Annotated in this window: 27 protein-coding genes; 7 read left to right on the top strand and 20 right to left on the bottom strand. The window is 50.4% G+C overall.

Annotated elements, in window-relative coordinates; all coding sequences use genetic code 11:
* Positions 1-47: 47 nt before the first annotated feature.
* The 9 genes from J4760_RS06385 to J4760_RS06345 form a co-directional block, all read right to left on the bottom strand.
* The gene (locus tag J4760_RS06385) at positions 48-1,409 is read right to left on the bottom strand and encodes a GntT/GntP/DsdX family permease (protein ID WP_145290180.1); all 1,362 of its coding nucleotides are present in this window, start codon (positions 1,407-1,409) and stop codon (positions 48-50) included.
* 20 nt (positions 1,410-1,429) lie between these two features.
* The gene (dgoD, locus tag J4760_RS06380) at positions 1,430-2,578 is read right to left on the bottom strand and encodes a galactonate dehydratase (protein WP_237605145.1); all 1,149 of its coding nucleotides are present in this window, start codon (positions 2,576-2,578) and stop codon (positions 1,430-1,432) included.
* A gap of 1 nt (position 2,579) precedes the next feature.
* Positions 2,580-3,206, bottom strand: a complete 627-nt coding sequence (locus J4760_RS06375; protein WP_237605144.1) for a bifunctional 4-hydroxy-2-oxoglutarate aldolase/2-dehydro-3-deoxy-phosphogluconate aldolase — start codon at positions 3,204-3,206, stop codon at positions 2,580-2,582.
* Positions 3,207-3,239: 33 nt separating this feature from the next.
* Positions 3,240-4,217, bottom strand: a complete 978-nt coding sequence (locus tag J4760_RS06370; protein WP_237605143.1) for a 2-hydroxyacid dehydrogenase — start codon at positions 4,215-4,217, stop codon at positions 3,240-3,242.
* A 59-nt stretch (positions 4,218-4,276) separates the two neighbouring features.
* Positions 4,277-5,257 carry a 2-dehydro-3-deoxygalactonokinase gene (locus tag J4760_RS06365; RefSeq protein ID WP_237605142.1) on the bottom strand — a complete coding sequence of 327 codons (981 nt, stop codon included), beginning with the start codon at positions 5,255-5,257 and terminating at the stop codon, positions 4,277-4,279.
* Positions 5,258-5,299: 42 nt separating this feature from the next.
* Positions 5,300-6,052 (bottom strand): IclR family transcriptional regulator, encoded by a 753-nt coding sequence (locus tag J4760_RS06360; protein ID WP_237605141.1) that lies wholly within the window; start codon positions 6,050-6,052, stop codon positions 5,300-5,302.
* A gap of 208 nt (positions 6,053-6,260) precedes the next feature.
* Positions 6,261-7,769, bottom strand: a complete 1,509-nt coding sequence (locus tag J4760_RS06355; RefSeq protein ID WP_237605140.1) for a sodium:solute symporter family protein — start codon at positions 7,767-7,769, stop codon at positions 6,261-6,263.
* Positions 7,770-8,012, bottom strand: a complete 243-nt coding sequence (locus tag J4760_RS06350; protein ID WP_145290160.1) for a hypothetical protein — start codon at positions 8,010-8,012, stop codon at positions 7,770-7,772.
* Positions 8,013-8,184: 172 nt separating this feature from the next.
* Positions 8,185-8,814, bottom strand: a complete 630-nt coding sequence (locus J4760_RS06345; RefSeq protein WP_237605139.1) for an SDR family oxidoreductase — start codon at positions 8,812-8,814, stop codon at positions 8,185-8,187.
* Positions 8,815-8,968: 154 nt separating this feature from the next.
* On the opposite strand from J4760_RS06345, the gene J4760_RS06340 reads away from it, so the two are divergent.
* On the top strand, positions 8,969-9,727 hold the full coding sequence (locus J4760_RS06340; RefSeq protein WP_145290154.1) for an SDR family NAD(P)-dependent oxidoreductase: 759 nt from the start codon (positions 8,969-8,971) through the stop codon (positions 9,725-9,727).
* Positions 9,728-10,028: 301 nt separating this feature from the next.
* Here J4760_RS06340 and J4760_RS06335 read toward each other — a convergent pair whose 3' ends face one another.
* A complete protein-coding gene (locus tag J4760_RS06335) occupies positions 10,029-10,880 on the bottom strand; it encodes a fumarylacetoacetate hydrolase family protein (RefSeq protein ID WP_237605138.1) in 852 nt (283 codons plus the stop codon).
* 150 nt (positions 10,881-11,030) lie between these two features.
* Here J4760_RS06335 and J4760_RS06330 point away from each other — a divergent pair, with 150 nt between their 5' ends.
* Together J4760_RS06330 and J4760_RS06325 are read left to right on the top strand one after the other, a co-directional pair.
* On the top strand, positions 11,031-11,234 hold the full coding sequence (locus J4760_RS06330) for a helix-turn-helix transcriptional regulator (protein ID WP_237605137.1): 204 nt from the start codon (positions 11,031-11,033) through the stop codon (positions 11,232-11,234).
* Positions 11,235-11,909 carry a DUF3169 family protein gene (locus J4760_RS06325; RefSeq protein WP_237605136.1) on the top strand — a complete coding sequence of 225 codons (675 nt, stop codon included), beginning with the start codon at positions 11,235-11,237 and terminating at the stop codon, positions 11,907-11,909.
* Between the two features lie 61 nt (positions 11,910-11,970).
* Here J4760_RS06325 and J4760_RS06320 read toward each other — a convergent pair whose 3' ends face one another.
* From J4760_RS06320 to J4760_RS06310, 3 genes are read right to left on the bottom strand one after another with little or no spacing between them, the layout of a single operon-like run.
* Entirely contained in the window at positions 11,971-13,299 is a 1,329-nt protein-coding gene (locus tag J4760_RS06320; protein WP_237605135.1) for a GntP family permease, read from the bottom strand.
* 1 nt (position 13,300) lies between these two features.
* Positions 13,301-14,686: a four-carbon acid sugar kinase family protein gene (locus J4760_RS06315; protein ID WP_237605134.1), complete on the bottom strand. Its 1,386-nt coding sequence runs from the start codon at positions 14,684-14,686 to the stop codon at positions 13,301-13,303.
* Positions 14,687-14,688: 2 nt separating this feature from the next.
* A complete protein-coding gene (locus J4760_RS06310; RefSeq protein WP_237605133.1) occupies positions 14,689-15,570 on the bottom strand; it encodes an NAD(P)-binding domain-containing protein in 882 nt (293 codons plus the stop codon).
* A 117-nt stretch (positions 15,571-15,687) separates the two neighbouring features.
* Between J4760_RS06310 and J4760_RS06305 the strand changes: the two genes are divergently transcribed.
* Positions 15,688-16,281: a GntR family transcriptional regulator gene (locus J4760_RS06305; protein ID WP_237605132.1), complete on the top strand. Its 594-nt coding sequence runs from the start codon at positions 15,688-15,690 to the stop codon at positions 16,279-16,281.
* Positions 16,282-16,329: 48 nt separating this feature from the next.
* On the opposite strand, the gene J4760_RS06300 is transcribed toward J4760_RS06305, so the two are convergent.
* A complete protein-coding gene (locus J4760_RS06300; protein WP_237605131.1) occupies positions 16,330-17,535 on the bottom strand; it encodes an MFS transporter in 1,206 nt (401 codons plus the stop codon).
* A 15-nt stretch (positions 17,536-17,550) separates the two neighbouring features.
* On the bottom strand, positions 17,551-17,958 hold the full coding sequence (locus tag J4760_RS06295) for a MarR family winged helix-turn-helix transcriptional regulator (protein WP_237605130.1): 408 nt from the start codon (positions 17,956-17,958) through the stop codon (positions 17,551-17,553).
* 266 nt (positions 17,959-18,224) lie between these two features.
* Between J4760_RS06295 and J4760_RS06290 the strand changes: the two genes are divergently transcribed.
* Together J4760_RS06290 and J4760_RS06285 are read left to right on the top strand one after the other, a co-directional pair.
* Complete coding sequence (locus tag J4760_RS06290) at positions 18,225-18,962, top strand: phosphatase PAP2 family protein (RefSeq protein WP_237605129.1); 738 nt, start codon at positions 18,225-18,227, stop codon at positions 18,960-18,962.
* 115 nt (positions 18,963-19,077) lie between these two features.
* The gene (locus J4760_RS06285) at positions 19,078-19,515 is read left to right on the top strand and encodes an acyl-CoA thioesterase (RefSeq protein ID WP_237605128.1); all 438 of its coding nucleotides are present in this window, start codon (positions 19,078-19,080) and stop codon (positions 19,513-19,515) included.
* 45 nt (positions 19,516-19,560) lie between these two features.
* Here J4760_RS06285 and J4760_RS06280 read toward each other — a convergent pair whose 3' ends face one another.
* From J4760_RS06280 to J4760_RS06265, 4 genes are all read right to left on the bottom strand, one after another.
* A complete protein-coding gene (locus tag J4760_RS06280) occupies positions 19,561-20,412 on the bottom strand; it encodes an aldo/keto reductase (protein WP_237605127.1) in 852 nt (283 codons plus the stop codon).
* Positions 20,413-21,573: a catalase family protein gene (locus J4760_RS13310; RefSeq protein ID WP_237605126.1), complete on the bottom strand. Its 1,161-nt coding sequence runs from the start codon at positions 21,571-21,573 to the stop codon at positions 20,413-20,415.
* Between the two features lie 180 nt (positions 21,574-21,753).
* Complete coding sequence (locus tag J4760_RS06270; RefSeq protein WP_237605125.1) at positions 21,754-22,377, bottom strand: SDR family oxidoreductase; 624 nt, start codon at positions 22,375-22,377, stop codon at positions 21,754-21,756.
* A 77-nt stretch (positions 22,378-22,454) separates the two neighbouring features.
* Complete coding sequence (locus J4760_RS06265; RefSeq protein WP_145290111.1) at positions 22,455-23,273, bottom strand: ZIP family metal transporter; 819 nt, start codon at positions 23,271-23,273, stop codon at positions 22,455-22,457.
* Between the two features lie 127 nt (positions 23,274-23,400).
* Between J4760_RS06265 and J4760_RS06260 the strand changes: the two genes are divergently transcribed.
* A complete protein-coding gene (locus J4760_RS06260) occupies positions 23,401-24,297 on the top strand; it encodes an EamA family transporter (RefSeq protein ID WP_237605124.1) in 897 nt (298 codons plus the stop codon).
* On the opposite strand, the gene J4760_RS06255 is transcribed toward J4760_RS06260, so the two are convergent.
* Positions 24,263-25,801 (bottom strand): AcpB/EbpR/MafR family transcriptional regulator, encoded by a 1,539-nt coding sequence (locus J4760_RS06255; protein WP_237605334.1) that lies wholly within the window; start codon positions 25,799-25,801, stop codon positions 24,263-24,265. The two genes, J4760_RS06260 and J4760_RS06255, sit on opposite strands and share 35 nt — an antisense overlap.
* Positions 25,802-25,942 lie beyond the last annotated feature (141 nt).

Here is a 25,942-nt window from a genome sequence, read left to right as displayed (position 1 = left end):
TTGCCGCTGTACACAAAAACCCCATGCATCGCATGGGGTCTGTATTGCTATATGAATAGACTGATGACCAGTACGACGGCAAAGCCGGTCAGGCCGATGATGGTCTCCATGACCGTCCACGACTTCAGCGTCTCACCGGTGGTCATGCCGAAGAAGCGGTTGACCAGCCAGAAGCCGGAGTCGTTCACGTGGGAGAGCACTGTCGCCCCACTCGCAATCGCAATGGCGATCAGACCGAGTTCAGGCTGCGATACGGGGCTCACTGCAATGATCGGTGACATGAGTCCGGCACCGGTAACCATCGCAACAGTTGCAGACCCCTGGGCCACACGGACAAATGTCGTGATGACGAATGCAGCGATGACAAGCGGCAGTCCGGCTCCAACGACAAGGTTACCCATGACGTCGCCGACACCACTCTGGATGAGCACTTCCTTGAATACGCCACCGGCACCCGTGATCAGAATGATGATACCTGCAGGTTCGAGTGCTTTTGTCGCGATATCCTGTACTTCGCCTCTCGTATAGCCACGGCGTGTACCGAGCAGCATGAACGTCAGAACAACAGTGATGATCAGTGCCACGAACGGATGTCCGACAAACTGGATGCTTTCAGCAAGAAGGTTTGTGGATTCCTCTCCAACAATTGCGCCTGTCACGGTGTTGGCCAGAATCAGTACGAGCGGAATGAGGATGAGGGAGAATACGAGCGTAAAGCTTGGCATATCTCTTTCCTCGCGCATTGCGCTGACATCATCTTCAAGCTTCTGGTAGTCCGGAATTTCAAGCTGGATCTTGCTTCCGATGTATTTACCGAAGACGGGGCCTGCAAGAATCATTGCCGGGATACCGGCTGCGATACCGAACAGGATGACCCAGCCGAGGTCGACGCCGAGCATGGCAGCAACGGTCATCGGACCTGGTGTCGGTGGTACGAAGCTGTGAGCCACGGCAAGTCCGGCAAGCAGCGGAATACCGTAGTACAGCAGGGATTTCCTCGTTTTCGTAGCCAGGGAGTAGACGATCGGGATCAGGATGACAAGCGCCACATCCAGAAATACTGGGATGGAGACGAGAAATCCTGTAAAACCGAGCGCCCACTGCGAGCGTTTCTCGCCGAACTTGTCGATCAGTGTGAGGGCCAGCCGTTCGGCACCTCCGGAAACTTTCAGTACTTCACCGAACATCGCACCGAGACCGACGACGACTGCGATGAATCCGAGCGTGCCGCCCATCCCCGTTTCGATGACGTCGATGATGTCCATCGGGCTCATCCCTGTTGCGAGACCGATGAAGAGAGATGCGATAAGCAATGATACAAATGCGTGAAGCTGGACTTTCATGATCAGGAACAGCAGTAAAGCGATTCCAATAACAGTCGCAATGACCAGCCATAGTTCATTAGACATTTTCTATACCCCTTTCCTTTTTACCATTCTGCGATACTGCCGTCTTGATGCAGCCATACCGGGTTCTTCCAGTTGTGTCCGACCATGCTGCGTTCCCTGACGTAGTCTTCATTGATTTCAATGCCGAGACCCGGCTTGTCGAGTACTTCGACATGACCTTCCGTATATTCGAATACGGAAGCATCCGTCACGTAGTCGAGAATATCATTGCCTTTATTGTAGTGGATGCCGAGGCTCTGCTCCTGGATCACCGCATTGTGGCATGTTGCGTCGACCTGGATGCATGCAGCAAGCGCAATCGGTCCAAGTGGACAGTGCGGTGCCGCCGCCACGTCGTAGGCTTCCGCCATCGAGATGATCTTCTTGCATTCCGTGATGCCGCCGGCGTGCGAGAGGTCCGGCTGGATGATATCCACATAGCCGTCCTGAAGCAGTGTCTTGAACTGCCATTTGGAGAACATCCGTTCACCAGTGGCAATCGGTATGGATGTATGCATTGCGATATCACGCAGGTTTTCATTATTTTCAGGCAGGGCAGGTTCTTCCAGGAACATCGGTCTGAACTGCTCCAGTTCCTTTGCCAGCACTTTTGCCATCGGCTTATGCACACGACCATGGAAGTCGATGCCGATGCCGAAATCATTGCCGCACATCTCACGGATGGAAGCGACGCGCTCGAGTACTGCGTCCACCTTGCTGTAGGAATCGATATACTGGAGTTCTTCTGTTGCGTTCATTTTCACGGCTGTGATGCCCGTGTTCTTCAGCTCTAGTGCAGCTGCTCCGACATCCACTGGACGGTCACCGCCGACCCAGGAATACACTTTGATCTTCTCGCGTGCCTTGCCGCCGACCAGCTGGTGGACCGGCGCATTATAGTACTTGCCTTTGATGTCCCATAGCGCCTGGTCGATGCCGGCGAGTGCGCTCATAAGGATCGGACCGCCACGATAGAAGCCGGCACGGTACAGTTCGTTCCAGATGCCTTCGATATTCATCGGATCTTTGCCGATGATCGTATCCATCAGTTCGGCGACTGCCGCCTTGACGGTTGCCGCCTTGCCTTCGATGACCGGTTCTCCCCAGCCGACAAGTCCGTCATCCGTCTCGACTTTCAGAAACAGCCATCTTGGCGGTACGGTAAACATTTCATAGCTTTTGATCTTCATTCTATTCCACCTTGCCTTTCAGTTCTTTGACACGCTCGCTGATCTCAATCTCGAGGGCTTCGTCGACTTTGCGATTCGAAGGGACAAGGGCTGAATTGATGCCGACTGCTGCTGCCCCCACTTCAAGAAATGTATTGATATTGTCCGCACTCACGCCGCCTGTCGGCAGGAGTACCAGGTCATTCATCGGTGCCAGCACATCCTTGATGTAGCTTGCGCCGAGCTGGCCGGCCGGGAAGACTTTGATCATCTTCGCCCCTGCCATATGTGCATCATATATTTCCGTCGGCGTGTAGCAGCCGGGGATATATAGGACACCCTGTTCATTGGCGAACTTGAGTACTGCTTCGCCGTAGACCGGTGCCAGCAGGAATTCGACACCAATATCAATGCAGTCCTGTGCATCCTCCACGGTCAGCACCGTGCCGGCGCCAAGTGTAATTTCATTGCCGAAATTCTCCTTCAGTGCCTTGAGCGTCTCTTTCGCGTTCGGGGAGTTGAGTGCCACTTCGATGACCCGGAAGTCGTTCTGGACCAGTGCACCGACGATTTTCACCGCATCCTCCGTATCATAGCCACGCAGTATGCCGATCATCCTATGTTCCTTGATCTTTTCAAGTACAGCCATTGATTTCGCCACCTATCTTTTATTTAATTCCATCTATTCGGGTATATCCAGTTCCTTCACCAGATCCTTGGGTCTTTCGCCTTTCAGGCCCTGGACCATATTCTCAGCCGCACGCATGGCCATGGCGTCACGCGTCTGCTTTGTCGCCGAACCGACGTGGGGCAGTGTAACCACGTTATCCATGTCGAGCAGCGGGTTGTCGGGTGAAACAGGCTCCGCCTCATACACATCGAGCCCGGCACCTGCAATCCTGCCTTCTTCAAGTGCCTGGATCAGAGCCGCTTCATCCACCACTTTGCCTCTCGACAGATGGATCAGGAATGCATCCTTCTTCATCAGTCGGAATTCCTTATGCGAGATGTAGTTCGTTGTCTGTTCCGTCAGTGGCAGCAGTGTCAGAATGAAGTCCGATTGCTTCAATAGCTCTTCCTTGCCCACGTATTCGACGCCATACTCTTCTTCAACTGCTTCGTTTCGTGACCTGTTATGGTAGATGACATTCATATCGAATCCCCTCACAGCACGGCGGATGACCTTCTCTCCAATTCTGCCGAGACCGAAAATGCCAAGTGTCGCATGATGTACGTCCGTGCCGAGAAAAATCTCTTCATTCTTCACTTTCCACTGGCCGCTCTTGACGTAGCGGTCGAGCATCGAGAATTTGCGGGCTGCTGAGAGTATCAGTCCAAACGCCGTATCGGCAACGGTCTCGTCCAGCACATGCGGGGTATTCGTACCCATGATGCCGCGGCTTTTCATTTCATCCGTATCAAAGTTGTCGTAGCCGACCGAGATATTGGAAACAATCTTCAGGTTCGGTGCACGATCGAGCAGTGCACCGTCGATCTTTTCCTTCCCTGGCATGAGTCCATCCACCGCACTGAGCTTCTCGAACATCATGTCTTCCGGCATGGAGCCGGCTTCATTCCAGATTTCATAATCGCAGTGCGCACTGATGAACGCTTCCACATCTTCCGGTACCGGTTTCATTATCAGGACTTTTGGTTTCATTATCCATCCTCCACAGTTGAGATTTAAAAATGCTTTCTTCACGAGATGCGATTCATCAGCTACTGGTTGCCATGGATCAGGAGCGAGCCGGTGATATAGGACTGCTCCACCACTTCCTCGGTCGCCTTGATGATGGTCTGATCCGTAAACTCGAGTGAAAGCAGATGCGTCATGCTGTGCTTCAGAATTTCGGAGCCGCCGACGATCAGCCAGTCGAGATCGAGGCCGTCCGTATAGAACTTCAATGCCTGGATATCTTCATGGTAGATGGCACCGAGCAGGTAGTTGGCCCGCTGGTTGCCGGTCGTATTCGTGTACATATCGAGCAACCGGACACCGAATAGGGATCGGGTCAGACCTTCTGTCTGCGTCTTTTTGTATCCTTTTTCAAGATGATCGGTTTCAAGCGTGTCGATCAGCCCATCTTCGAGTGAACTGGAGAGGATTGTATTGCCCTGGACTGCCTGTACCAGTTCGCCCCCGAGCGTTGAAAAGCAGGATACCAGTTCCTTGTCCTCATTCACTCTGACGAACTTCGTATGGGAGCCGGGCAGAATGATGATGCCTGCGCCGCTGACATCCATCTGTTCAAGCAGGCCGAACACTTCGACCTCCTCCCCGCGCATGATATCCATCTCACGGATATCTTCGATGCCGCCATTGCCATCGAGGTCCTTATTCTTCATGCCGGGAATGTAGTGGCACGGAATGCCGTAGATTTCGTCCGACTCGGTGCCTCTCGAGAAATCGTCAATTTTTGCAGGTGCGACGACATGCGGCACTTCCTTCAGACCGAGGTTCGAAGTGATCATGCCGGAAGCAATGATATGCCTGATGTCCTCCCTGGCAAGATTGTTCCTCCCGAGCACTTCTTCCATCCCCTGCTCGATGGCAGTTTTCAGATTGCGGTTGCTCTTATCCATGGCGGCATTTTTGACACCGACTTCAATCTTCAGTGCATCAGTGACTTCTTTGGACTGCGCGTCCACAATCCTGATGCGGGTGTTGGTCGTACCTGAATCGATTAGAATAACGTACATTTCATTTACCGCCTTTTCGTTTCCAGAATGATAGAACTCAGATCAGATGCTGTTGTATCCTTGGGTCTTTGAAATCTCCCTGCCTGCCTCCATGATATGGGCAGCGATCACGTCTTTATTTTCGAGCATCATGCTTTTACTGCCGGCACAGCTGACTGCTGCCACAATGCTGCCGGCGTCGTTATAGATGGGAACGGCGATACAGTAGATACCGACCTCGCCCTCTTCGTCATCGATGACATATCCTCGGGGCTCAAATTCGACCATCTGCGCACGTAATGCGTCCGCATCCGTCACGGTATTCTCAGTAAATCGTTGATAGTCGATCTGTGCCAGCAGAGCCTCCCGTATCTCATGCGCTTCGAAAGTCAGGAATGCTTTGCCGAGACCTGTCGAATGCAGCGGCTTTCGTGTGCCGGGCTGCGCTGTCGTCCGCTGAGCATTGTCACTGTCCACTTTGGCCAGATAGATGATTTCAGTACTCGACCGGATGGCCAGAAATAAAGTCCCCCCGGTCAATGCGATCTTCTCTTTAAGTATCGGCAGGCTGGCACTGTATATATCATTGCTTGTTCGCGCCTTGTTGCCTGCGATGATCAGCTTATGTCCCAGTTTGTAGAGGTTGCCTTCAGATTTCGTCAGATATCCTTTGCTGACCATGGTCAGGAGGAGCTGGGACATGCTGCTTTTAGGTATTTCCAATTCTTTTGAAAGCGACATCAGTGAAATGCCGTCCTCAATGCGGCTCAGATGTTCGATAATATCCAGTACTCTTTCTGCAGATTTTACCGACATCACACCACCCCCGCTCCGTATGTGATTTCATTTTTCAGATGTTCTCATATGTGAACAATGTTCTTATATATGAACTTATACTCAATATAATACGCGTCGAAGGGAATGTCAACGAAAAAATGAAAGGGGTTCCATATTTGTTTTCATCCATACGAAAACGCACCCGTTCCGTATCGGAATGAGTGCGTCCATCTGTATGATTATTCCACTATCTTACGGGCTGTGTCGCCTTCTTCCCTTCCAGCATGTTCGCTTCCGTAGCGGTGGCAGGTGCCTTGCCGAAAACGAGGCTGCCGGCGACATAGATGATGAGGTTGGCAATCAATCCCCATACCCCGCTGAATATGCCGAGAGGTGTCAGGTTTGTGAAAGTAAAGACAGCCGCCAGCAGTGCACCGGTAAGCATACCGATGAATACGGATCTGGCGTGGCTGCGTTCCCAGTAGAGTCCGAGTATGAGGGCGGGAGCGACCTGGACCAGGATTTCAAGCTTGAGCAGGAAGACCTGATACAGTGTGGCGGGCGGATTCCATGCAATCATCAGCAGGAATCCGACCGCGATGACGCCGATGACTTTGCCGACGAGTATCTTTCTGTTATCGGTGGCGTCTGGATTGATGTAGCGCCCGTATATATCCTTTGAGACGATGGAGGAGAACGTCAGCAGCACGGAATCCGCAGTGGAGACGATTGCTGCGATGATGCCGCCGAACAGCAGTACCATGGCAATGTAGAAGATGATATTCTCGTTGGCGATGGCACTGGCCATCATCCCGACGATCTGCTCCGATTCCTCTACAGTGAGATCCGGGAAGGCCGTGTAGGCGAGAATGCCGATGACGAATACGACGCCCGCTGTCAGAAACGGCATCCATGCCATCTGTGTGAGTGAACGTTTGAGTGCCCGTTCATTCTTTGCGGAAAATATTCTCTGGATGGCGTTCGGATATACTGCAGCACCGATGCCGACCAGGATGAGGAAGTTGGTCCACCTGACGAGGCCACCGCCTTCCGGTACCCCGAGGTTCTCAGGCGAATAAGTTCTGATATAGTCCCCCGCAGCCGGCAGACCGCCAAAGTAGACGATGGTGCCGATGAGCAGCATGAAGACGCCGACAAGGAGTGCCACGCCCTGCATCGTATCGGTATAGGCGACCGAACGCATGCCGCCGAGCCAGCCGTAGATGATCATGATGACGATGAAGAAGATGACACCGGCCTGATAGGGAACGGTGCCGCCGGTCAGCCCTGCGACGCCCTGTCCGATGGCGATGAGCTGCTCGAGCAGGAAGTTGCCGAGTGCATACAGCATGAGGATAGCAGCCAGAATGGAGACTGCTTTCGACTTGAATTTCAGCTCGAGAAAGTCGACCGGGGTCACGATGTCATGTTTCTTGCTGAGCCGATACATTCTGGGTGCAAAGACAAGGTACACCAGAATGATCATGATGAAGAATGGAATGGTGACCAGGTTGGCGTAGCCGACACGATAGGCTTCTGCCGAATAGCCGATGACCGTGTTACCGCTGTACTGTGTGGCAAAGAAGGTGAAGAACAGGACAAGTGTCCCGAGCCCCCTGCCGCCGAGGTAGTATTCTTCAAGACTGCTATGTACTTTTTTATTTCTCATATATGTGCCGACACCGATCAGCAGCATGAGGACACCATAGAAAAGCATGATCAGAATGCCGGAAGTACCGGAAAATGCGAGTTCCATCTATTTCTCCTCCTCTCTCGATGGTTCGTCTTCGATATCCCAATGGTACCGGATGACATACGTAATATAGAGCGACAGCATGACTGTGACGCCAAGGATGACAAGCGCCCAGAGCGGCACGCCGAAGACCAGTACTGGTTCCTCTCCGGATGGAAAGTACCAGGGGTTGAGCAGAATGAAGATGATGAGAAAGCCAAGCCAGATCTTGTAGTTTCTAATCGGTTCCCGTGTGTTCTGTTTCATTGCCTCACCTTCCTTAGTACCTGATGATAACATCAGGTTAAAGTATAATTACCGATACATTAACACTTTATGTCCCAACTTTCTACATTTTCTGATTATTTAAATAATGAAACCGTTTTCTATAATCCATAATAAAAATCCCGGCCGAAGCCGGGATGGATGTCTCATGGTTCTATAGAATTTGAGTGACTGGCGTGTCGCCACCAATCAGGTAATACAGTTTGTTTTCTGCCTTGGTATTGATGATTTCCATCAGCACGCTGGCAACATCCTCACGTGGTACTTCACCATATTCGACGTCCCCCTGATATTCATAGAAGTTGACGGCACCTTTACCGGCATCGTCTGTCAGGCGACCTGGACGGAGGATTGTATAGGGCACACCGGACTGCTCAAGATATTGGTCTGCACGATGCTTTGCGTGCAGATAGGGGCGCATCTTGCCCTCCACCGCTCTCGGGTTCTCAACACCCATTCCGCTGACCATGACGAAGTGTTCGACACCATGCTTTTCAGCAAGGTCTATCGACTCCATCGCACCTTCCTGGTCGATCAGAATGGTCTTGTCCGCACCGGTATGCGCGCCGGATCCAGCAGTGAATACCACTGCATCCACACCCTCGAATGCATGGGAGAAATCCTTTTCAAGGTCGCCAAGCACCGTCTTTACATCTTTGTTCTGGAACGCTTCCGCCTGTGCCTCCTTGCGGACCATTGCGATCGGTTCGTGTTCACTTTCCTTCAGCTTATCCACAACAATTCTACCAATCTGGCCGTTTGCGCCGATAACCAGTACATTCATTCCATTCGCCTCCTTGTTTTTATAGTTCCATGTTGGGCTTCAGACTGCCGTAAATCAAATGGTCTGCCTGGTGAGATTTCCCGAAGCGTATCGATTGTATTTTGTAATCGCTTTCTTTATATTGTAATTATACACATTATTTAGGAGGCAGAACATGCAGGACAATATTGTACTTATTACTGGTGGTGCAGGTGGAATCGGTCAGGCAGCAGCGAAAAGATTTCTCGATGGTGGGGCAAAGGTAGTACTTGTCGATGTGAACATGGATGCCCTCGAAAGTGCGAAGGAAAATCTCGGCAGTGACGACATCCATCTGATCAAAGCGGACGTAACAAATGAAGATGAAGTTGAGAACTATGTAAAGGAAACAGTCGATACGTTTGGCAAAATTGATATTTTCTTCAATAATGCTGGCATCAACGGACCGTTCAAGGAGATCAAGGACTTGCCGAAGAAGGATTTCGACCTGGTGATGAGCATCAATACAACCGGTGTCTTCCTCGGCATGAAACATGTCATACGGCAGATGGAGAAGCAGGACTACGGCAGTATTGTAAATACCGCGTCAAATGCAGCCTACATCGGCTCGGCAGGCATGCCGGCCTATATCGCATCGAAGCACGCAGTCGCAGGGCTGACAAAGACCGCTGCACTTGAAGCTGCCGGGAATAATATCCGCGTCAATGCCGTTGCACCTGCAGCCATTGATACAGACATGCTGTCAGACATCCAGAACAACCTGTCACCCGGAGAACCTGAGAAATCCGGAGAAGCCATCAAGGCCGGCATTCCATTCGGCCGCTTCGGCACACCGGAGGAAGTCGCGAAAGTCGTCTACTTCCTCGCCTCTGATGACGCCTCATTCGTCACCGGCTCAATGTATAACGTTGATGGCGGCATGCAGGCAGACTAGCTTGAAAAATGAAGGGTCTAGTCATAAATAAGTAATCCGTACGTCTGCTTTCCTGGGGCATCGCGTAAGCCGATAGTCTTACGCTGATGCTATTCCCCAAGGAGTCAAACGTACGGATTTTACTTATATTTCATGACATGCATAATCTGTTCAACACTTTTGTCCCAATCCCTTTTTCAGGATACCCCATGATTTTCGTACCAGGCGAGCGGGAGCCAGGTATGAAAATCATACCTCAACATTTCCCTGGCACAGTCCATCTCCATCAAAAAATTGGACATTACGAATGACATGATGCATTCTATTCGCCCTCCATATGCGTAACCAGACTGCCGAGATCTTCAATCTCCACTGTGACGACATCGCCATCCCGGAGCCATGGCCGGCTGTCTTCCGGATAACCGAGTGCCACACCTTCCGGTGTGCCTGTCAGAATGACATCTCCCGGCTTCAGTGTCATGTAGTGGGAGATGTAGCTGACCAGTGCTTCACATTTGAATATCATGTCGTTGGTGTTTGAATCCTGCCGGATTTCGCCGTTTACACTCGCACGGATGCGCAGCTTGTTTGGATCTTCGATTTCATCCGCAGTCACGATATATGGCCCGAGTGGACAGAAGCCATCCAGGCTTTTGCCGAGCAGCCACTGGCCGCTTCGGAACTGGAAGGATCTTTCGGAGAGATCATTGGCCGCACAGTAGCCGAAAATGTAGTCCTCGGCCTCTTCCTCGGTGATGTTCTTCGCCGTTTTTCCCATGACGATGGCCAGTTCCGCCTCATAGTCCACCTGTTCCGCCTCGAGCGGGATGCCGACGGTTTCCCCACTTCCGGACAGGCTGTTCCGATACTTGCTGAAAAGTATCGGGTAGTCGGGAGCAGGCATGCCGGACTCCTCTGCATGCTTCCTGTAGTTCAGTCCGACACAGATGATCTTTTCCGCACAGTCGATGGCCGGACCGAGCTCCAGATCCTTTTGATCCAGGAAGAAATCGGACTCCTCCTCCAGCGCAAACTCGAGAAATTCATCCAGTCCCCTATAACGTTCTATGGCTTCGATCATGGTCGGATAGGACCCTGATATATCAAGAATGCCCCTATTTGTCAGTACACCCGGTTTAAGCTGTCCCTCACTATAAAACGTCAATAGTTTCAATCCTTTTCCCTCCATTGTAAAAACAGGTTTCCCACGCATTATATCACAAGATTCAGAAAATACATGAACTGTCTGCATTACTTTTATTTTTGACAACTTTACTTGTCATTTTGACAATAACATTGTATACTTGCTCTAAGAGGTGAGATGATGAGAACACGACTGAAGGAACTGCGTGCACGCCATGGACTGAATCAGACCGAACTCGCGAAACGTGCCAGAATCTCGAGACAGACCGTCAGCCTGATCGAACGCGAGGAATATATCCCTTCCCTGCTGATCGCCAAACGTTTTGCAAAGATCTTCGAGGAACCGATTGAAGAGATTTTCATATTTGAAGAGGAGGAACTCTAGATGAAACATGTTTTGAAACTGCTGCTCTATGCTGCTCTGGGATTCACTATTGCCTATCTTGTAATGAACAGTGATGTCCGTCAACAGCTGATGACAGGCAACCGATGGGTCCCGATTGCGCTGCTTGTGATTGCCGTCCTGACGACCGTTTTTGCAATCTACAAGTATTTCCAACTCAGGAGCATGGCGACTGTAAAAGGAAGTGATGAGGACGCAATGGAGCAGCGCAAGTACAGGAAATTTGTAGACCTTACACTCATCACCCAGTTCTCGACTGTAATCGCCGTTCTTGCTTTAGGGATGGGGGCTATCATGGAGACGCCTGTCTGGCATCTGCTGGCTGGCATGATCACTTTCATCACTGCATTCATATTCCAGCTGTTGACGCCTGCCCTGACAAAACTGATCTATCCCGAGAGGTCTCTGCCTGATGTATCGGACAAGCACTATGCAGATAAGCTCCTCGCCATATCGGACGAGGGAGAGCGGCATATCATGCTCAACGGACTCTACAAAGCATATGTCAGCACATCATCTCTACTTTTCATAGCACTTGTTGTTCTCGTTGTATATTCTGTTTTCACAGGCAATACCCAGATACTCGGCATGTTTCTGATTGCAGCAATACTTCTCATATCGAATGTACAATATGGACTGTCCATACGTAATAGATGACATCAATAGAAAGAGCGGCCATCATCTGAAGGGATGATGACCGCTCTTTCTTTCGGTATAGCTAGACCAGCTGGGTGATGAAGTGCATGATGTAGACGAGACCAAGACCTGTCAGTCCGGCAATAAATCCGCCGAGCGACCATGCCTGGAGGGTCTGCGTCACTGTCAGTCTGCCGAAACGGTTGACGACCCAGAAGCCGAAGTCGTTCGGCAGCGACAGCCCGATTGCACCTGAACAGATGGCGAGTGCGAGGAGTACCGGGGACACTGCGAGATCAGCAATCTGTGGCCCCAGTATGCTCGATGTCGTCACCAGGGCAACTGTCGAAGATCCGAGAGATGCTCTGAGTATCTGTGTGAAGATGAAGGCCAGCAGCAGAATGTGGATGTTCCAGCTGGTCATCATTTCGATGAGGTAGTCCCCCATGCCGCTGGCGTTGATGACTGCACCGAATGCCCCGCCGGCACCGGTGATCAGCAGTATGCTTCCTGCATCCTGCATCGACTGGTTGAACTGGATTTTGTATTCGCCTGCAATGTATGGACGCAGTACAACCAATGCAACGAGCACGGCGATCAGGAGCGCCACGTTCTTATCTCCGACGAATGCGAAGAACGCGGATAGTGGATTTTCAGGAATGAAAAGCTCGGCCATCGTATTGCTCAGAATGAGTACAATCGGCAGTGCAATGAGTCCGAAAGAAAGCTTCTTCGAAATCTGCTTGACCGGCTCGTGTGCTTCCGGAGCTTCCGCCATGTCATCCGCTTCCTCCTCGGCTTCATGCTTCATCCGTCTGCCGATGAACATGCCGTAGCCATAGCCGCCGACAAGTGTCGCCACAACAGCGACAAATATGCCGGCAATCAGGAAGATGCCGAGGTCGACACCGACGTTCTCTGCAACGACCAGCGGCCCTGGTGTCGGAATGACCATGCTGTGGGAAACGATCAGACCCACCGCGAGAGCGGTTACAAAAGTGATGCGGGCAATGCCCGTCCGCGTGCTCAGACTTCTGATCACCCTGTTCAGAATGACGAATGCCGCATCGAAAAATACAGGTATCGATACGATAGTGCCGGTCAATGCCAGACCGGCCGGTGATTTTCTGGAACCGGTCAGGGAGAGGATGCCCTCAGCAATCTTCTCCACTGCACCGGCTTTGGCCAGGAACTGCCCGAAGACGATGCCGAGTCCGATGAGGATGCCGACACCGGCCAATGTGCTGCCGAAACCATCAGCGATGATGCTTGATGCTTCGCTGATCGGGATGCGGACTGCCAATGCCAGACCGAATGATACGATGAGCAGGGCAATGAACGGTTCAATCTTGAATTTCAATATGAGCAGGAACAGTATTGCGAGTGCGAGTATGAATAGAATCAGCAGCATGTCATTCTTCTCCCCTATCCAGTTTTCTGTAGACGTCAAGAAGCGTTCCGGCATCCCCGACATTGCCCGGGAAGACGATATACGGCATGTCAGGATACTTCGACTCAGCCATCGTCAACCAGACCGGGATCCCTTTTTCAGCCTGTCCCAGCACCCGTGCTTTCCTCACGCGAAGACCGATTGTCGCAAGGTCGCTCGACGTGATGCCGCCTTTGGCGATGATGAATCTTGGTTTGATTTCAAGGCTTGAGACAATCTCTACAAGGCTTTCCGAGATCCGCTTCGATATTTTCAGGCTCTCTTCCCTGTCTTCTGTCCGGATCAGTTCACGGGAGGTGAAGATGGCGACATCCTTGCCCTGTCCAATCAGTTCCTCCGCCCGCTTTCTCTGCTGCTCGATGTAGCCGGCCAGCCTTTTTGCATCCCGTACTTCAGCCACATCGAATTCCATCGCTTCGATGCCGGAGTGGCTGATCAGCTGTTCAAGCTGTTCGGTCGTCTTTTTGACGTGCGAACCGACGACGATGATGCCACCATGCGTATCGCCTGCATCTGTCATCTGCGTCCGATCGAGCACTTCTCCCGGTGTCGCGCAGATCGATTTGACGAAGGAAGCGGCTGTTCTGAAAATGAACTTCCTATCTTCGCGGTTCAGGTAGTCCATCAGGACAGAAGTGAAGAACTCGAGATCCTTGTCATTCGCAGCATCGACAACCACCTGGTCAAAGTCCGACAGTGCATCGATGAATTCCAGAAGCTGTGCGTCATCGCACCCTCTGAGCATATCGAGACTGATGTGCTTCACCTGGCCCGGCTCGACTGCACCGCCACTCTTCTCGGCAACATACTGCTGCAGTGTTGCTGCTTCGAAACCGAACGTCGAATCATTTGCGAATTCGCTCTCATGAACGGGTATGAACGTCTCGCCTTCTTTCAGATAGTGCACACCCTCGTACGTATAGCGCCCGCCTTCAAAGAATACAGGAATATGGAAAACCGCATCGAACCCATCCGGACTGGCGTCATTGATGGTCTTCGGCTCGACGTAGGAATGCCCTCTTAGCGTCGAGTCTCCCCTGCTGATAACAAGGTAGGGCTGGTCGAGTGCCTTCGACACCTTCTCAAGCACGTGAGTGATTTCCTCATGCACCCTGATCGTCTCCGCCTCGGACAGTGCCCGCGAGTTGGTCATGATATAGAACATGCTGTTGTCGGACTGGAAGCCATCCCGCACAAGTGCTTCGTCCCAGGCAGTATAGACGTTCAGATCCTTGACGGTCTGTGTTCCTGTCGGATCGTCATCAAGGACGACAACCTTATAGTTGAAGCCATCGAAGTCTCTTTCCGTGCTGCAGTCTGCTGCTTCGTTCACTATGTCCCAGTTCATCTTCATCCCTGCTTCCCGTTGATTCTTTCAATATATCTGATGACGCCCGAGTGGTCGTTCATGCCATTGCCGTTGATAATTTCCGACTTGTACATTTCCTTCACCATGTTTGTCAGCGGCAGCGTGATCTTCTCCTGGTCGCTTGTCGTCGTGACGTTATGCAGATCCTTGTAGTTGATGTTGATGGTGCCGCCCGGTGTGTAGTCCTCTGCAATCATCTTCGGGAACTTCGCTTCCATGACACTCGATCCCGCCAGACCATTTCTGATGGCTTCGAACATCGCATCGAGGTCGATGTTGAAACTTTTAGCCAGAACGACCGCTTCCGACAGTGCCGCAATATTCGTGTTGACGATGATCTGATTGGCCAGCTTCACTGTGCTGCCGGCACCGACGTCCCCTACTCTGATGATGGATTTCGCCATCGGCGCAGCTGCTTCCTTCAGCTTTTCAAAATGCACTTCGTCGCAGCCCATCATGACGGAAAGCTCCCCGGTGATGGCCAGTGCCTCTCCACCACTGACCGGTGCGTCTGCAAAGATGACGCCTTTTTCAGAGAGTCGATTGTTTATTTCAATGGAATCCGTCGGAGCGAGGGAGCTCATATCGAGCAGGTACTGTCCCGCTTTCAGATGGGGATAGAGTGCATCCTCTCCTTCGAACAGCACACTCTTTACAATGGCGCCGTTCGGCAGCATCGTGATGATTGCTTCCGCCTGCTCCGCCATTTCCCGAAGGCTACCGACTGCGGTTGCACCATATCCGACAACCTTCTCCTCGGCCGCCTTGTTCAGATCGTTCACCATTACCGTATATTCTTGTTCCAGCAAGTTCCTGACCATCGGGGCACCCATGATGCCAAGGCCAATAAATCCAATTTTCATAATATACTCTCCTTTGGAAACGTTTACTTAAAAAGCATTGTATACCATAATAATAAAAATGTATACATTTAACGCTGTATTTTTTTCCTGTATAATTATTTTTAACGAGGTGAGGAAATGAATCAGGAGAGAACACTGTACGAAAAAGTGCGGGAAGATATATTGAATGGCACGTTCGATAAGAAGGAAAAACTGACGGAAATCAAACTCGCGAAGCTGTATGACGTCAGCAGGACGCCGATCCGTGAAGTGCTGAAGCAGCTTGAATTCGAGTATCTGGTCAAAGACGGATATGTATATACGCCCTCACCTGAAGACTATCGGGACCTTTTTGAAATGCGCATCCTGATTGAATCCCATGCTGTGGAGAAGGCAGTGCTGCTTTTTGTGGAGGAGGATCTGAAGGAACTGCGAAACTATATAAAGCAGGCGAAAGACGGCGATGATTCACTTACGCTGGCTGCGAACAAGAAATTTCACGATAAGCTGGTGCGGGCCATCAGAAACCCCTTCCTGTCGGAGACGTATGATCGACTGAATTCCACCATCTACCTGTTCAGCCGGACGGTCGTTGAAAAGCATCGTCCTGAACTGCTGGATGAGCATGAACAGATTGTCCAGGCAATAGAGGACAGGGATGGCGAAACTGCAAGGCAGCTGATTGTCACCCATCTTCAGAAGGACCTTGAATTTACACTCTACTACATGTAAAAGAAGCGGTCGGAACCAGTGTTCCGACCGCTTTCTTCGTCTTCGTATCTATTTTAATCCGTTCTCCTCGGACACTCGTCTCCTGCGGTTTTCATGACGGCCATAGACGACGAAATAGATAAGCATGGCCACCAGTATCGACAGGACGAGGAACTGGTAGAGTCCGCCGTATCCTAACGAAGGGACCAGAAGCCCCAGGAAGAACGGTCCGAACCCAAGTCCCACTTCGAGCATGATGAAGTAGGTCGATGTTGCAAGTCCGACGTTCTCCCGCGATGCCAGATTGACACAGACGGCCTGGGCGACGGACTGGAAGTTGCCGAATCCAAATCCGATCAGTGCACCAGCAAGCAGCAGCACGAGACTTGTCGTCGCGTTCCCGAGTGTAAAGAATCCCACTGCCATAAGGATGAATGCCGGATAAAGGATGATATTGGCGCCCCTCTGATCGAGAATCTTTCCTGTAAACGGCCGTGTCATCATGATCGCTGCAGAATACACGAGGAAGAAGAAGCTTGCCGCAGTGACAAGATCAATCTCGATGGCATGCAGATTGAGGAATGACAGGATGGACGCATAGGCAAGCCCCATGAACAGTGCCGTAAGTCCCATCGGCATCGCATCGCGGTCGATCACTCTGAATTTGCCGGCCGGCTTCCGGTCGCCTTTGACGATATTGTTCGTTTTAACAACCGGCAGCAGCAAGGTGCCGAGGAATACCGCAATACCGACGATGATGAGCAGCGTATTGAAAGTCATCACTTCAAGCATCAGGAAGCCGAGGAACGGCCCGATGGCCGAACCGAGCACAAAACTCAAACTGAAATAGCTGATGCCCTCCCCTCTGCGGTTTTCAGGCACGGAGATGGTCGCCAACGTGTTGACCGACGTACTGATCAGCCCCGTCGCAAAACCATTCAGAAAGCGTGCCGCAATCAGGAGCCCGAGTCCTCCATTGATGAAGTAGAGGATATAGGTGATGAAAAACAAGGCCGCTCCGATATACAAGATCTTCTGGGCACCCAGACGGTTGATCTGAGGTCCCGTCACGATACGTCCGGCAAGCACACCGATAATGAAAATACTGGAGACCAGCCCGGCCGTACTTGAACTCGCCCCATACTGCTCGATCGCATAATTACCGATTGTGACTATGGATACATACATTGAAAATAAAACGATGAAGTGATAGAAGAATATGACGATGAATTCCTTCGTCCATATCCGATCACCCATATATTCACTTTTTGCCAAAATAGCTCTTCCTTTCTACAGTTTGATACGTTCCAGTCCATCTATCAGGCGCTCGAGCTCTTCATGCTCGAAATCGCCAAGTACTTCACGCTGCAGTTCATTCATTTTCGCCCGGACCTCCTTGAACAGCGCTTCCCCCGACCCGGTCATCGTAAGGTGCTTGATCCGGCGGTCCTCGCCCGGATTCGATTCGATGATGCCCAGCTCCAGCAGATGCTTGATCACTTTCGTTGCCGTCGGTTTCTCAATCCCCCGGCGTCGGCTGACGTCCACAGCAGACGTCTTTCCGTGCTTCTCTATATCCTTAAGGATCAGCCACTGGGAGCTGTAGAGATCATAGGCGGAAAGTATGCGGTTCGCCCGATTGATATAGGGCCGGTAGATTTCCATGTAGACATCAAAAAATCTCTGCTCGATATTCATTGGAACACTCCATTCGATTAGTTAGCCTAACTAACTATATAGAAGCAAACTATTTTTGTCAATCACTATAGAACACCGGATACCCTCAATCGGAAAGAATTTCCCATGCTTCCTATGTGGAAATCATCAATACGGTAGACATCACACCATCATGAAAAGTTTCCCTCCGTCTCAGCAGGGTACAGTCCTGGATAGGAACGAACGTGCAATGTAGATGCAAAGAGGCATAAGAATACAGATATCATATGACGGTGAGGGATTACGTTATGGAGCAAAAAAATAAAAACACAAGTTTTCCTATACTGGTGCTGCTGATCGGGTTAAGTACAGCCATCTTTTTTCTATGGCTGTTTGCAGAATTATCCGATGAACTTCTGGAAAAAGAACTGCAAAGCTTTGATAACGCCATCGTCAGCTTCTTTGATTCGATAGCTACACCTCCACTTGATACCATCTATATCATCATTACAGAGCTCGGAGCTGTCTGGTTCCTCGGGGCTTTGTCAGCCATTACCATTCTTTATCTCTGGGTAAAACCGAGAGATAAGTGGGGGATTGTTTTCTTCATCATTACAATGGGAGGCGGTGCCCTGCTGACAACACTGCTCAAGCAGTTTTACGGGAGAAACCGGCCGAGCATCAATGAAGCAATAGATGCAACCGGTTTCAGCTTCCCAAGTGGCCACTCGCTGGGCGCTCTGATTTTTTATGGCTTTGTCGCCTATATCATTATCAGGCGCACTCGGAAAAGACTGGTGGTCATACTTGCATTGATCGTCGCAAGTATTCTGATCCTTCTGATTGGTACGAGCCGCATCTATCTGGGCGCCCATTTTCCAAGTGATGTTCTGGCCGGCTACAGTGCAGGTACAGTCTGGCTGCTGCTCTGTTTGCTCGCCCTCGAGTGGGTCCAGTGGCGAAGCCATAGTGACGTACGTTCCGTCGATGCACTGCGTGACATACTGAAGAATTTCTATAGAAAAGGTAAGCGTAAAATGAAATGATGAATGGTATCAAGATGCAGGCAGACGATACATCTGTCCTGATCAATTGTAATACAATAGAATTCAGGTGTTCACAACAAACAGGATGAATCAATACAAAGGATGGTAGAACAGTATGGAACAGGGTTACGTTGCAGAAAAGGAAATACAGATCATGTACGCCGATACGGATATGATGGGTGTCATCTATCATGGCAACTACGTAAAGTGGCTGGAGCTCGGACGCATGCAGCTGATCGAGGATATCGGATACGACTATGTTGCCATGGAGCGGGCGGGATATTTTGCGCCTGTATATAATGTCGATGTGACCTATAAAAAAGCATTGAAGTATGGGGATCGTGCCTTTGTACGCACATGGATTGAAGAGAATACCGGCATCAAGACTGTATATGCCTATGAGATCGTCAATGGTGCCGGTGAGGTATGTACAGAAGCGAAGACAACGCTCATTGTCGTCAAGAAGGTCGATGACGAGTTCAAACCGGTCGTCTTCAAAAAGACATTCCCGGAATGGTTCCAGAAATACGAAGAGATAAAAGTGAAGAAATAAAGAAACGTTCCGGGAATCCCGGAACGTTTCTGTGTCTCTCAGCCTTTATACATACTCTTCATATTCATTCGGATGCTGGTCTTCCACTCTGCCCGGTTCACCCTTATCCAGTGAATCGATCGCTTCCAGATCCTCATCGGTCAGCTCGAAATCATATACCTCGAGATTTTCCTTCTGACGTTCTGCAGATGATGATTTCGGAATGATCAGGACATCATTCTGGAGATTCCAGCGCATGATGACCTGTGCAGGCGACTTGCCGTATTTTTCTCCGATTTCCTTGATGGTTTCATTTTCAAGGACATCATTGATTTCACGGCCGAATGGGCTCCACGCTTCCGTCACAATACCGTATTTCTTATTTGTTTCCACAAGTTCCTTATTGTTGAAATACGGATGGCGCTCAATCTGGTTCGTTGCCGGTGTGACGCCCGTTTCCTCAATGATACGCTCCAGATGTTCAGCCAGGAAGTTCGATACACCGATGGTCTTGATCAGACCGAACTTCTGTGCATCAATCAGTGCCCGCCATGCTTCGACATATTTCCCCTGCATCGGCAGTGGCCAGTGGATCAGATACTTGTCGAAGTAGTCGATGCCGATGCGGTAGAGGGATTCCTGGATCATGCTGATGGCCTTATCGTAGTCATGTGCTGCACCCGGCAGTTTGGAACTGATGATCAGCTGCTCCCTCGGAATAGTGGAACGGCGGATCGCTTCCCCGACTGCACCTTCATTATGATAGTTTGTTGAAGTATCGATCAGGCGATATCCATTCTCTTCGACGGCTGTCAGCATGCTGTTTACACCAATTGCACCCTGGATGTTGACGGTTCCGAGTCCAATTTTCGGCAGGCTGCTTCCATCATTCAGCTGAAATTTCTCATTGTGTGTCATCTATATCTTTCCTTTCTGCATTTTTATGAATTTCTCTCTTCCTAAAACCTTCACTACAGTCGAATTCAGCAGTTCAGATACTTCGTATTTCATGGCCATATCGGCGAGGAACATATTGATCCGGTCTATATCGGCAGCTTCCAGCAGTTCCTGGTAGACCACCCACTCCTCCGCATCTGCAGTCTCTGTAAAGTAGGTCCAGACTTCGGTGAAATAATCGCGGACGGCTTCTTCGTCATATTTCCTATCATAGGCCTGATCCATCAGCCGCGTGAACGTCCTAACAGACATTTCTGTACCTGCAACGAACAGCTGGTTGATCTCATCATAAAGCTGGCGGTCTTTCGACAGCACGAAATACTTCTCCTCTTCCCACAGTTCATTAAGCATTGCGTACTTGTGCGGGTCGAGTTCGACTTCGCTCATGCGGCCGAGGAACGACCGTCTGTAGACGAAGTGTCTGAGTAGCGGAATTTCTCCATTCGGGAGGCGATCAAACGGTGCATTCAGCGCATCCATGAATTTGATTTCCTGCACTTTCGCGTCTTTATTGATCGATACTTGCCCCAGATACACTTTATCTTCCGGTCTGTAGTCGGTGATCGAAGCATCGTGCTCTGCAAAAATTTCAATCGTTTCGGTATCCGTATCGTAATCCAGTCGGAACTTCAGGTTGTCCGTGCCATAACTGTGCGCTGAATAGTATGAGTGATCCATATGCGTATCCTTGGGCAGCCAGCGGGCGAGCCGTCCAAGGTGGCGGTACAGATTGCCGGCTCCGAAGATGTGCACGAAGCGAAGCGGGCTTTTATTATCCAGAAACCGATGGATCCTATAGAAAAGGTCCATCGTTTCAGACGCTGTCGCAAATGGAAAATATGGAAAGGTCACACCGATGATGTCTATGGGCCTGGCCGGATGGTCAAAGCGTATCGAACAGCCTTTGACGTTGATCAGCGAATCCGGCACCTTTTGGGAAGTTGCTACGTTGGAAAGACGGATTACTGCCTTCTGGATGTCTCCAAAAATCGCTTTTCCATCATCGTTCAATGCCACAGCCGCTTCATAGTTCACGCCATTTCCGTGCGCCCTTCTGGCACCCGGATCATGCACATCGAAGCGTTCAATCAGATCGACGATAATATCTGCTGCAGTTTTCACGAGAACCCCTCCCCCCTTGCTGTGCACTTGTTTGTCGTGCCACAGTGGCTACTTCTATAATTTTCACCTTTTCGCTTGAGTTTAAACTTTTATTGTCTTTAAAATACAAACTTCTACGGATGTGCACTGCCTGATAAAAAAACTGCAGAGCCTGTAATCAGGCTCTGCAGTTTCGTTTTTCTATATCGTGTCTTCCACAGGTGTGTCGCCTTCGTGTACATAGAAAGTTCTATTTTCAGCTTTGTCCGTTTCGACAATATGCACCAGTACGTTTGCGACGTCTTCTCTTGGAACTTCCGCGACTTCAGTACCGCCTTCAAAGAGTTTGACTTTGCCGGTACCTGCATCGTTTGTCAGCATGCCCGGACGCAGAATGGTATAGTCGAGACCGGATGCTTTCAGATATTCATCGGCGCGGTGCTTGGCATACATATACGCCTTGATCTGATCTGCATGCTTCGGATCGTCTGCTCCCATGGAACTGAGCATGACGAAGTGCTTGACGCCTGCTTTTTTCGCATTGTCAACAGCTTCGATGGCACCTTCCTGGTCGATGATGACGGTCATGTCCGTTTCAGTGTCGCCGCCGGAACCGGCTGCGAATACGACGGAATCGACGCCATCAAAAGCGTGTGAGAAATCTTTCTCCAGATCTCCGAGTACGGTGTCAATGCCTTTATCTTCAAACTGTCCCTGCTGTTCTTCTTTACGTACCATCGCTACTGGCTGATGGCCTTTATCTTTTAATTTTTCCACGACCTGGTGACCGACTTGTCCATTGGCTCCAATTACAAGTACTTTCATGTGGTAATTCCCTCCTTGTGTTATCTGTTATCCATACCCAACTTGGGAGGGGGTTCTAAACATGAAGTTGGAAATTATCAGCCGAGCGCCACATCCAGGATCATCATCAGTGTGAAACCGAGCATCAGGCACATGACTGCGATATCGGAGTGGCCATTCTTCTGCGTACTCGGAATGACCTCTTCCACCACGACGAAAATCATTGCACCAGCAGCGAGCGCGAGTGCATACGGCAGTACCGGACTCATGAAGGATATCGCAATGATACCGATGACGGCGGCCATCGGCTCGACAATGCCGGACATCCACCCGAAGAAGAAGCTCTTCGTGCGGGACATGCCTTCACCTCGAAGTGGCATTGACACGGCCATGCCTTCCGGGATGTTCTGGATACCGATCCCGAGTGCCAGTGTCGCTGCCCCTGCTGCCACTGCAGCCGGGTCTGCATTTGAAGCCAGTGCCCCGAATGCAATACCGATTGCCAGTCCTTCCGGGATGTTATGTAGCGTCAGGGAAAATACAAGCAGTGTACTCCTACGCTTCCGTTCGGCACGCCAGCCTTCCATACGGCTCTCAGGTGAATTCCTGTGTGCGTGCGGTATCAGCTTGTCGAATCCATAGATGAACAGCCCACCGAGCAGGAATCCGACTGCGGCCGGGAACCATTCCCCGATCGGGTTGTTCTGGCTGTTCTCTATCGCCGGTGCCAGAAGTGACCAGAAACTCGCAGCAATCATGACGCCCCCGGCGAATCCAAGCATCATGTCCAGAAACTTGTCGTTCACTTCTCGCGTCAGGAATACGACAGCCGCACCAAGCCCTGTCATGGTCCATGTAAATAGTGTGGCTACCAGTGCCTGCAGCCAAGGATCGAATCCCATAAAAGTATCAATCATATTCATAACCTCTCGATATCTCAGCATTCATGTAGAAATTATACTCCATTTTAGCGTATAGTAGCCATAATGCGACTCATTCCATGTCCATACCACGCTAAACATCTCTTGAAACGGAGGGAGCATTATGAAATCCAGTCTGGCACCCGTCATGATTCTTGTTGCTGCAATTCTATGGGGCACTGCAGGCACCGCCAAAACCTATCTGCCTGAAAATGTCGACAGCCTGTCCATCGGTGCCATGCGTCTGATCATCGGCAGTCTGATTCTGATTGTCATTGCCCTGCTCATGGGGCAGTTCAAACTGAAAGGCTGGCCGTGGCGCATGGTGTTTGCGGCAGGGATCGCCATGGCACTTTTCCAGCCATTCTTCTTCAATGCCGTCACCCTGACAGGCGTTGCTGTCGGAACGGTGGCCTCCATCGGCAGTGCGCCGGTGTTCTCCGGTCTGATCGAATGGCTGTTCTTCAAATTGCAACCCGATCGCGTATGGTGGATCTCCACCATACTCGCCATCATCGGCTGTGCACTGCTGATGTTCAACACCGGCTCCATCACGGTCGATCCGCTCGGCATCCTCTCCGGACTCGGTGCTGGGATGACTTTCGCAAGCTATACGATTCTGAATTCGAGGATGGTCAGACACCATCCACCTATCGCAACGACCGCAGTCGTCTTCACCATCAGCGCCCTGCTGCTGACACCGTTCCTACTATTGAATGATCCGTCCTGGCTGATGACTTCAGGCGGCATTTCCGTTTCACTATATATCGGACTGTTCGCCACCGGACTTGCCTACTTCCTGTTCGCCAGTGGACTGAAGCACGTAAAGTCCTCTTCCGCCGTCACCCTGTCACTGGCAGAACCGCTGACCGCTTCCCTGCTCGGCGTCCTATTCGTCGGCGAAGTGCTTGCGCTATGGTCATGGGCCGGTCTCATCATGCTGCTCGCCGGACTCGTCCTGCTCGCGATGCAGTCGAGAGGACGATCTAAAGCTGTGAGCCCACAGAATTCTTTTCGATAAGACGGTACTCCTCCCGGGATTTCCATCTTGAGAATACCGAGTACGCGCTGATCGCTTCCCTCAGCTGTTTGATATCATATCTATTCGGTACGGTGTTTATGCTGACCACAATTTTATTTTCAATCGGGTCCATCGGAAAATTGGCAATGACAACCTGTGCATCATATTCGCCAAGCTGGTCCAAACTTGTGATGGCCCCATTACAGACTTCAATATCAAGCTGACTGCCGAACTCGATATCAAGCAGTTCCTTTGAAATCCGTGCATGATAGATATCAAGGTTGCTGATCAGCAACGCTTTGATCTGACCCTGTTTTCTGAGATAGAACTGCGGCAACCCTTTCCAATGGATGATCAGTGTGTAGAGCAGGTGGTTGACGAAATCTCGCTTAACATCGTAAGAAAGTTCACTGAGAACATGCGCCAGCCCCTCTTTAGCTGCCGAGTAGAAATGGGGCATATGAGCTTCCGCCACTTCCAGTATCGGATTGACACTTTTGAAAAAGACACTTTCAGCATAGATTTCGAATTTCTCGAAATGGGCTGTATTATGCAGGTTCATGATGATGTGCTCCCGATTGTGGACAGGAATACTGAATTCGATAGACAGCTGTTCCACCAGATGCGAGAAGTTCAGATACGATCTGTTGACCTCTTCTGAAGCGAACGATGCGCTGAGAAGTCCACTGTAAGTAAAGTGGACGTTTTTTTGTGCATAACCATAGAATATGTCGCTCAGAACCACTTCATCCAGACTCCGTTTCAGCATGCCATCGAGCTTCCGATACATCTCCCCATCCCTCTTCAGTTCCTCCAGCAAGTATGAAACCTTATCCTTATCATAGTCGAAAGGCGCAACAGAATGATTCTGATTGAGCCGCATGATCGAGACGGACATCAGGATTTTTATATTTCTGACCACGGCGAAATCCAGCGGTTCGTTGAAAGTCTCCATTACAAAAATGACGATTTCAGTTAGAGTCCCTTCGTCTATACTCTCGAACGGCCAGGAGACCCTCTTGTATTTTTCACTCATATACTGGGCATAGAAATGCCGTATCCTCTCCTCCTCACCTTCGAGACAGCAAGGGTTCGTAGAGAAATGCAAATCAAAGTCCAGACTGAGAATACTGTCGATGGCGTGGATGCGCCGGTATGTAGTCGACGTACTTGTATGAAAATAATCCGCCAGTTCATCCACGGAAATCCCTTCATTGAAAAAGATATGTTCAAGCATGGAATGCTCCATCGACAGCTCGAAGTAGCGTCTGAAAATATGATCCAGATTCATCCCCGGGAAAAACACCAGTTCAAAACATCTATCCTTATGCTCAATCTGGAAGATTCCCGTTCCAATACTCTTATTGATGCTATGGATGTCCTCCCTCAAAACGCGTTCTGAAATATTGACCTCTGAAGCAAGCTCTTCCACCGGCACAGGTTTAAACCGGGCAGCCAGATACCGGATAATGTCCTTGTGCCTGACAAACCAAGTTGGTAGCACCCTTCTCAAAATCTCACCTTCTCCTTTTTCTATAACCGTGTATTATTTTACCATTAATTTTCATAATCTGCCTTCAAATGTACAGTAAATGACAAAAATGTCTATACAAAAATAATTATTATGGAATGAATATTGAATATT

Source organism: Salinicoccus sp. ID82-1 (assembly GCF_021991715.1).
GTDB lineage: Bacteria > Bacillota > Bacilli > Staphylococcales > Salinicoccaceae > Salinicoccus > Salinicoccus cyprini.
Note: the sequence above shows the minus strand (reverse complement) of the source record. Positions and strands in the feature narration are given on the sequence as shown.

Coding starts and splice junctions, on each gene's coding strand:
- J4760_RS06385 (WP_145290180.1), bottom strand. CDS start 1,409: ATGTCTAATGAACTATGGCTGGTCATTGCGACTGTTATTGGAATCGCT.
- dgoD (WP_237605145.1), bottom strand. CDS start 2,578: ATGAAGATCAAAAGCTATGAAATGTTTACCGTACCGCCAAGATGGCTG.
- J4760_RS06375 (WP_237605144.1), bottom strand. CDS start 3,206: ATGGCTGTACTTGAAAAGATCAAGGAACATAGGATGATCGGCATACTG.
- J4760_RS06370 (WP_237605143.1), bottom strand. CDS start 4,217: ATGAAACCAAAAGTCCTGATAATGAAACCGGTACCGGAAGATGTGGAA.
- J4760_RS06365 (WP_237605142.1), bottom strand. CDS start 5,257: ATGTACGTTATTCTAATCGATTCAGGTACGACCAACACCCGCATCAGG.
- J4760_RS06360 (WP_237605141.1), bottom strand. CDS start 6,052: ATGTCGGTAAAATCTGCAGAAAGAGTACTGGATATTATCGAACATCTG.
- J4760_RS06355 (WP_237605140.1), bottom strand. CDS start 7,769: ATGGAACTCGCATTTTCCGGTACTTCCGGCATTCTGATCATGCTTTTC.
- J4760_RS06350 (WP_145290160.1), bottom strand. CDS start 8,012: ATGAAACAGAACACACGGGAACCGATTAGAAACTACAAGATCTGGCTT.
- J4760_RS06345 (WP_237605139.1), bottom strand. CDS start 8,814: ATGAATGTACTGGTTATCGGCGCAAACGGCCAGATTGGTAGAATTGTT.
- J4760_RS06340 (WP_145290154.1), top strand. CDS start 8,969: ATGCAGGACAATATTGTACTTATTACTGGTGGTGCAGGTGGAATCGGT.
- J4760_RS06330 (WP_237605137.1), top strand. CDS start 11,031: ATGAGAACACGACTGAAGGAACTGCGTGCACGCCATGGACTGAATCAG.
- J4760_RS06325 (WP_237605136.1), top strand. CDS start 11,235: ATGAAACATGTTTTGAAACTGCTGCTCTATGCTGCTCTGGGATTCACT.
- J4760_RS06320 (WP_237605135.1), bottom strand. CDS start 13,299: ATGCTGCTGATTCTATTCATACTCGCACTCGCAATACTGTTCCTGCTC.
- J4760_RS06315 (WP_237605134.1), bottom strand. CDS start 14,686: ATGAACTGGGACATAGTGAACGAAGCAGCAGACTGCAGCACGGAAAGA.
- J4760_RS06310 (WP_237605133.1), bottom strand. CDS start 15,570: ATGAAAATTGGATTTATTGGCCTTGGCATCATGGGTGCCCCGATGGTC.
- J4760_RS06305 (WP_237605132.1), top strand. CDS start 15,688: ATGAATCAGGAGAGAACACTGTACGAAAAAGTGCGGGAAGATATATTG.
- J4760_RS06295 (WP_237605130.1), bottom strand. CDS start 17,958: ATGAATATCGAGCAGAGATTTTTTGATGTCTACATGGAAATCTACCGG.
- J4760_RS06290 (WP_237605129.1), top strand. CDS start 18,225: ATGGAGCAAAAAAATAAAAACACAAGTTTTCCTATACTGGTGCTGCTG.
- J4760_RS06285 (WP_237605128.1), top strand. CDS start 19,078: ATGGAACAGGGTTACGTTGCAGAAAAGGAAATACAGATCATGTACGCC.
- J4760_RS06280 (WP_237605127.1), bottom strand. CDS start 20,412: ATGACACACAATGAGAAATTTCAGCTGAATGATGGAAGCAGCCTGCCG.
- J4760_RS06270 (WP_237605125.1), bottom strand. CDS start 22,377: ATGAAAGTACTTGTAATTGGAGCCAATGGACAAGTCGGTCACCAGGTC.
- J4760_RS06265 (WP_145290111.1), bottom strand. CDS start 23,273: ATGATTGATACTTTTATGGGATTCGATCCTTGGCTGCAGGCACTGGTA.
- J4760_RS06260 (WP_237605124.1), top strand. CDS start 23,401: ATGAAATCCAGTCTGGCACCCGTCATGATTCTTGTTGCTGCAATTCTA.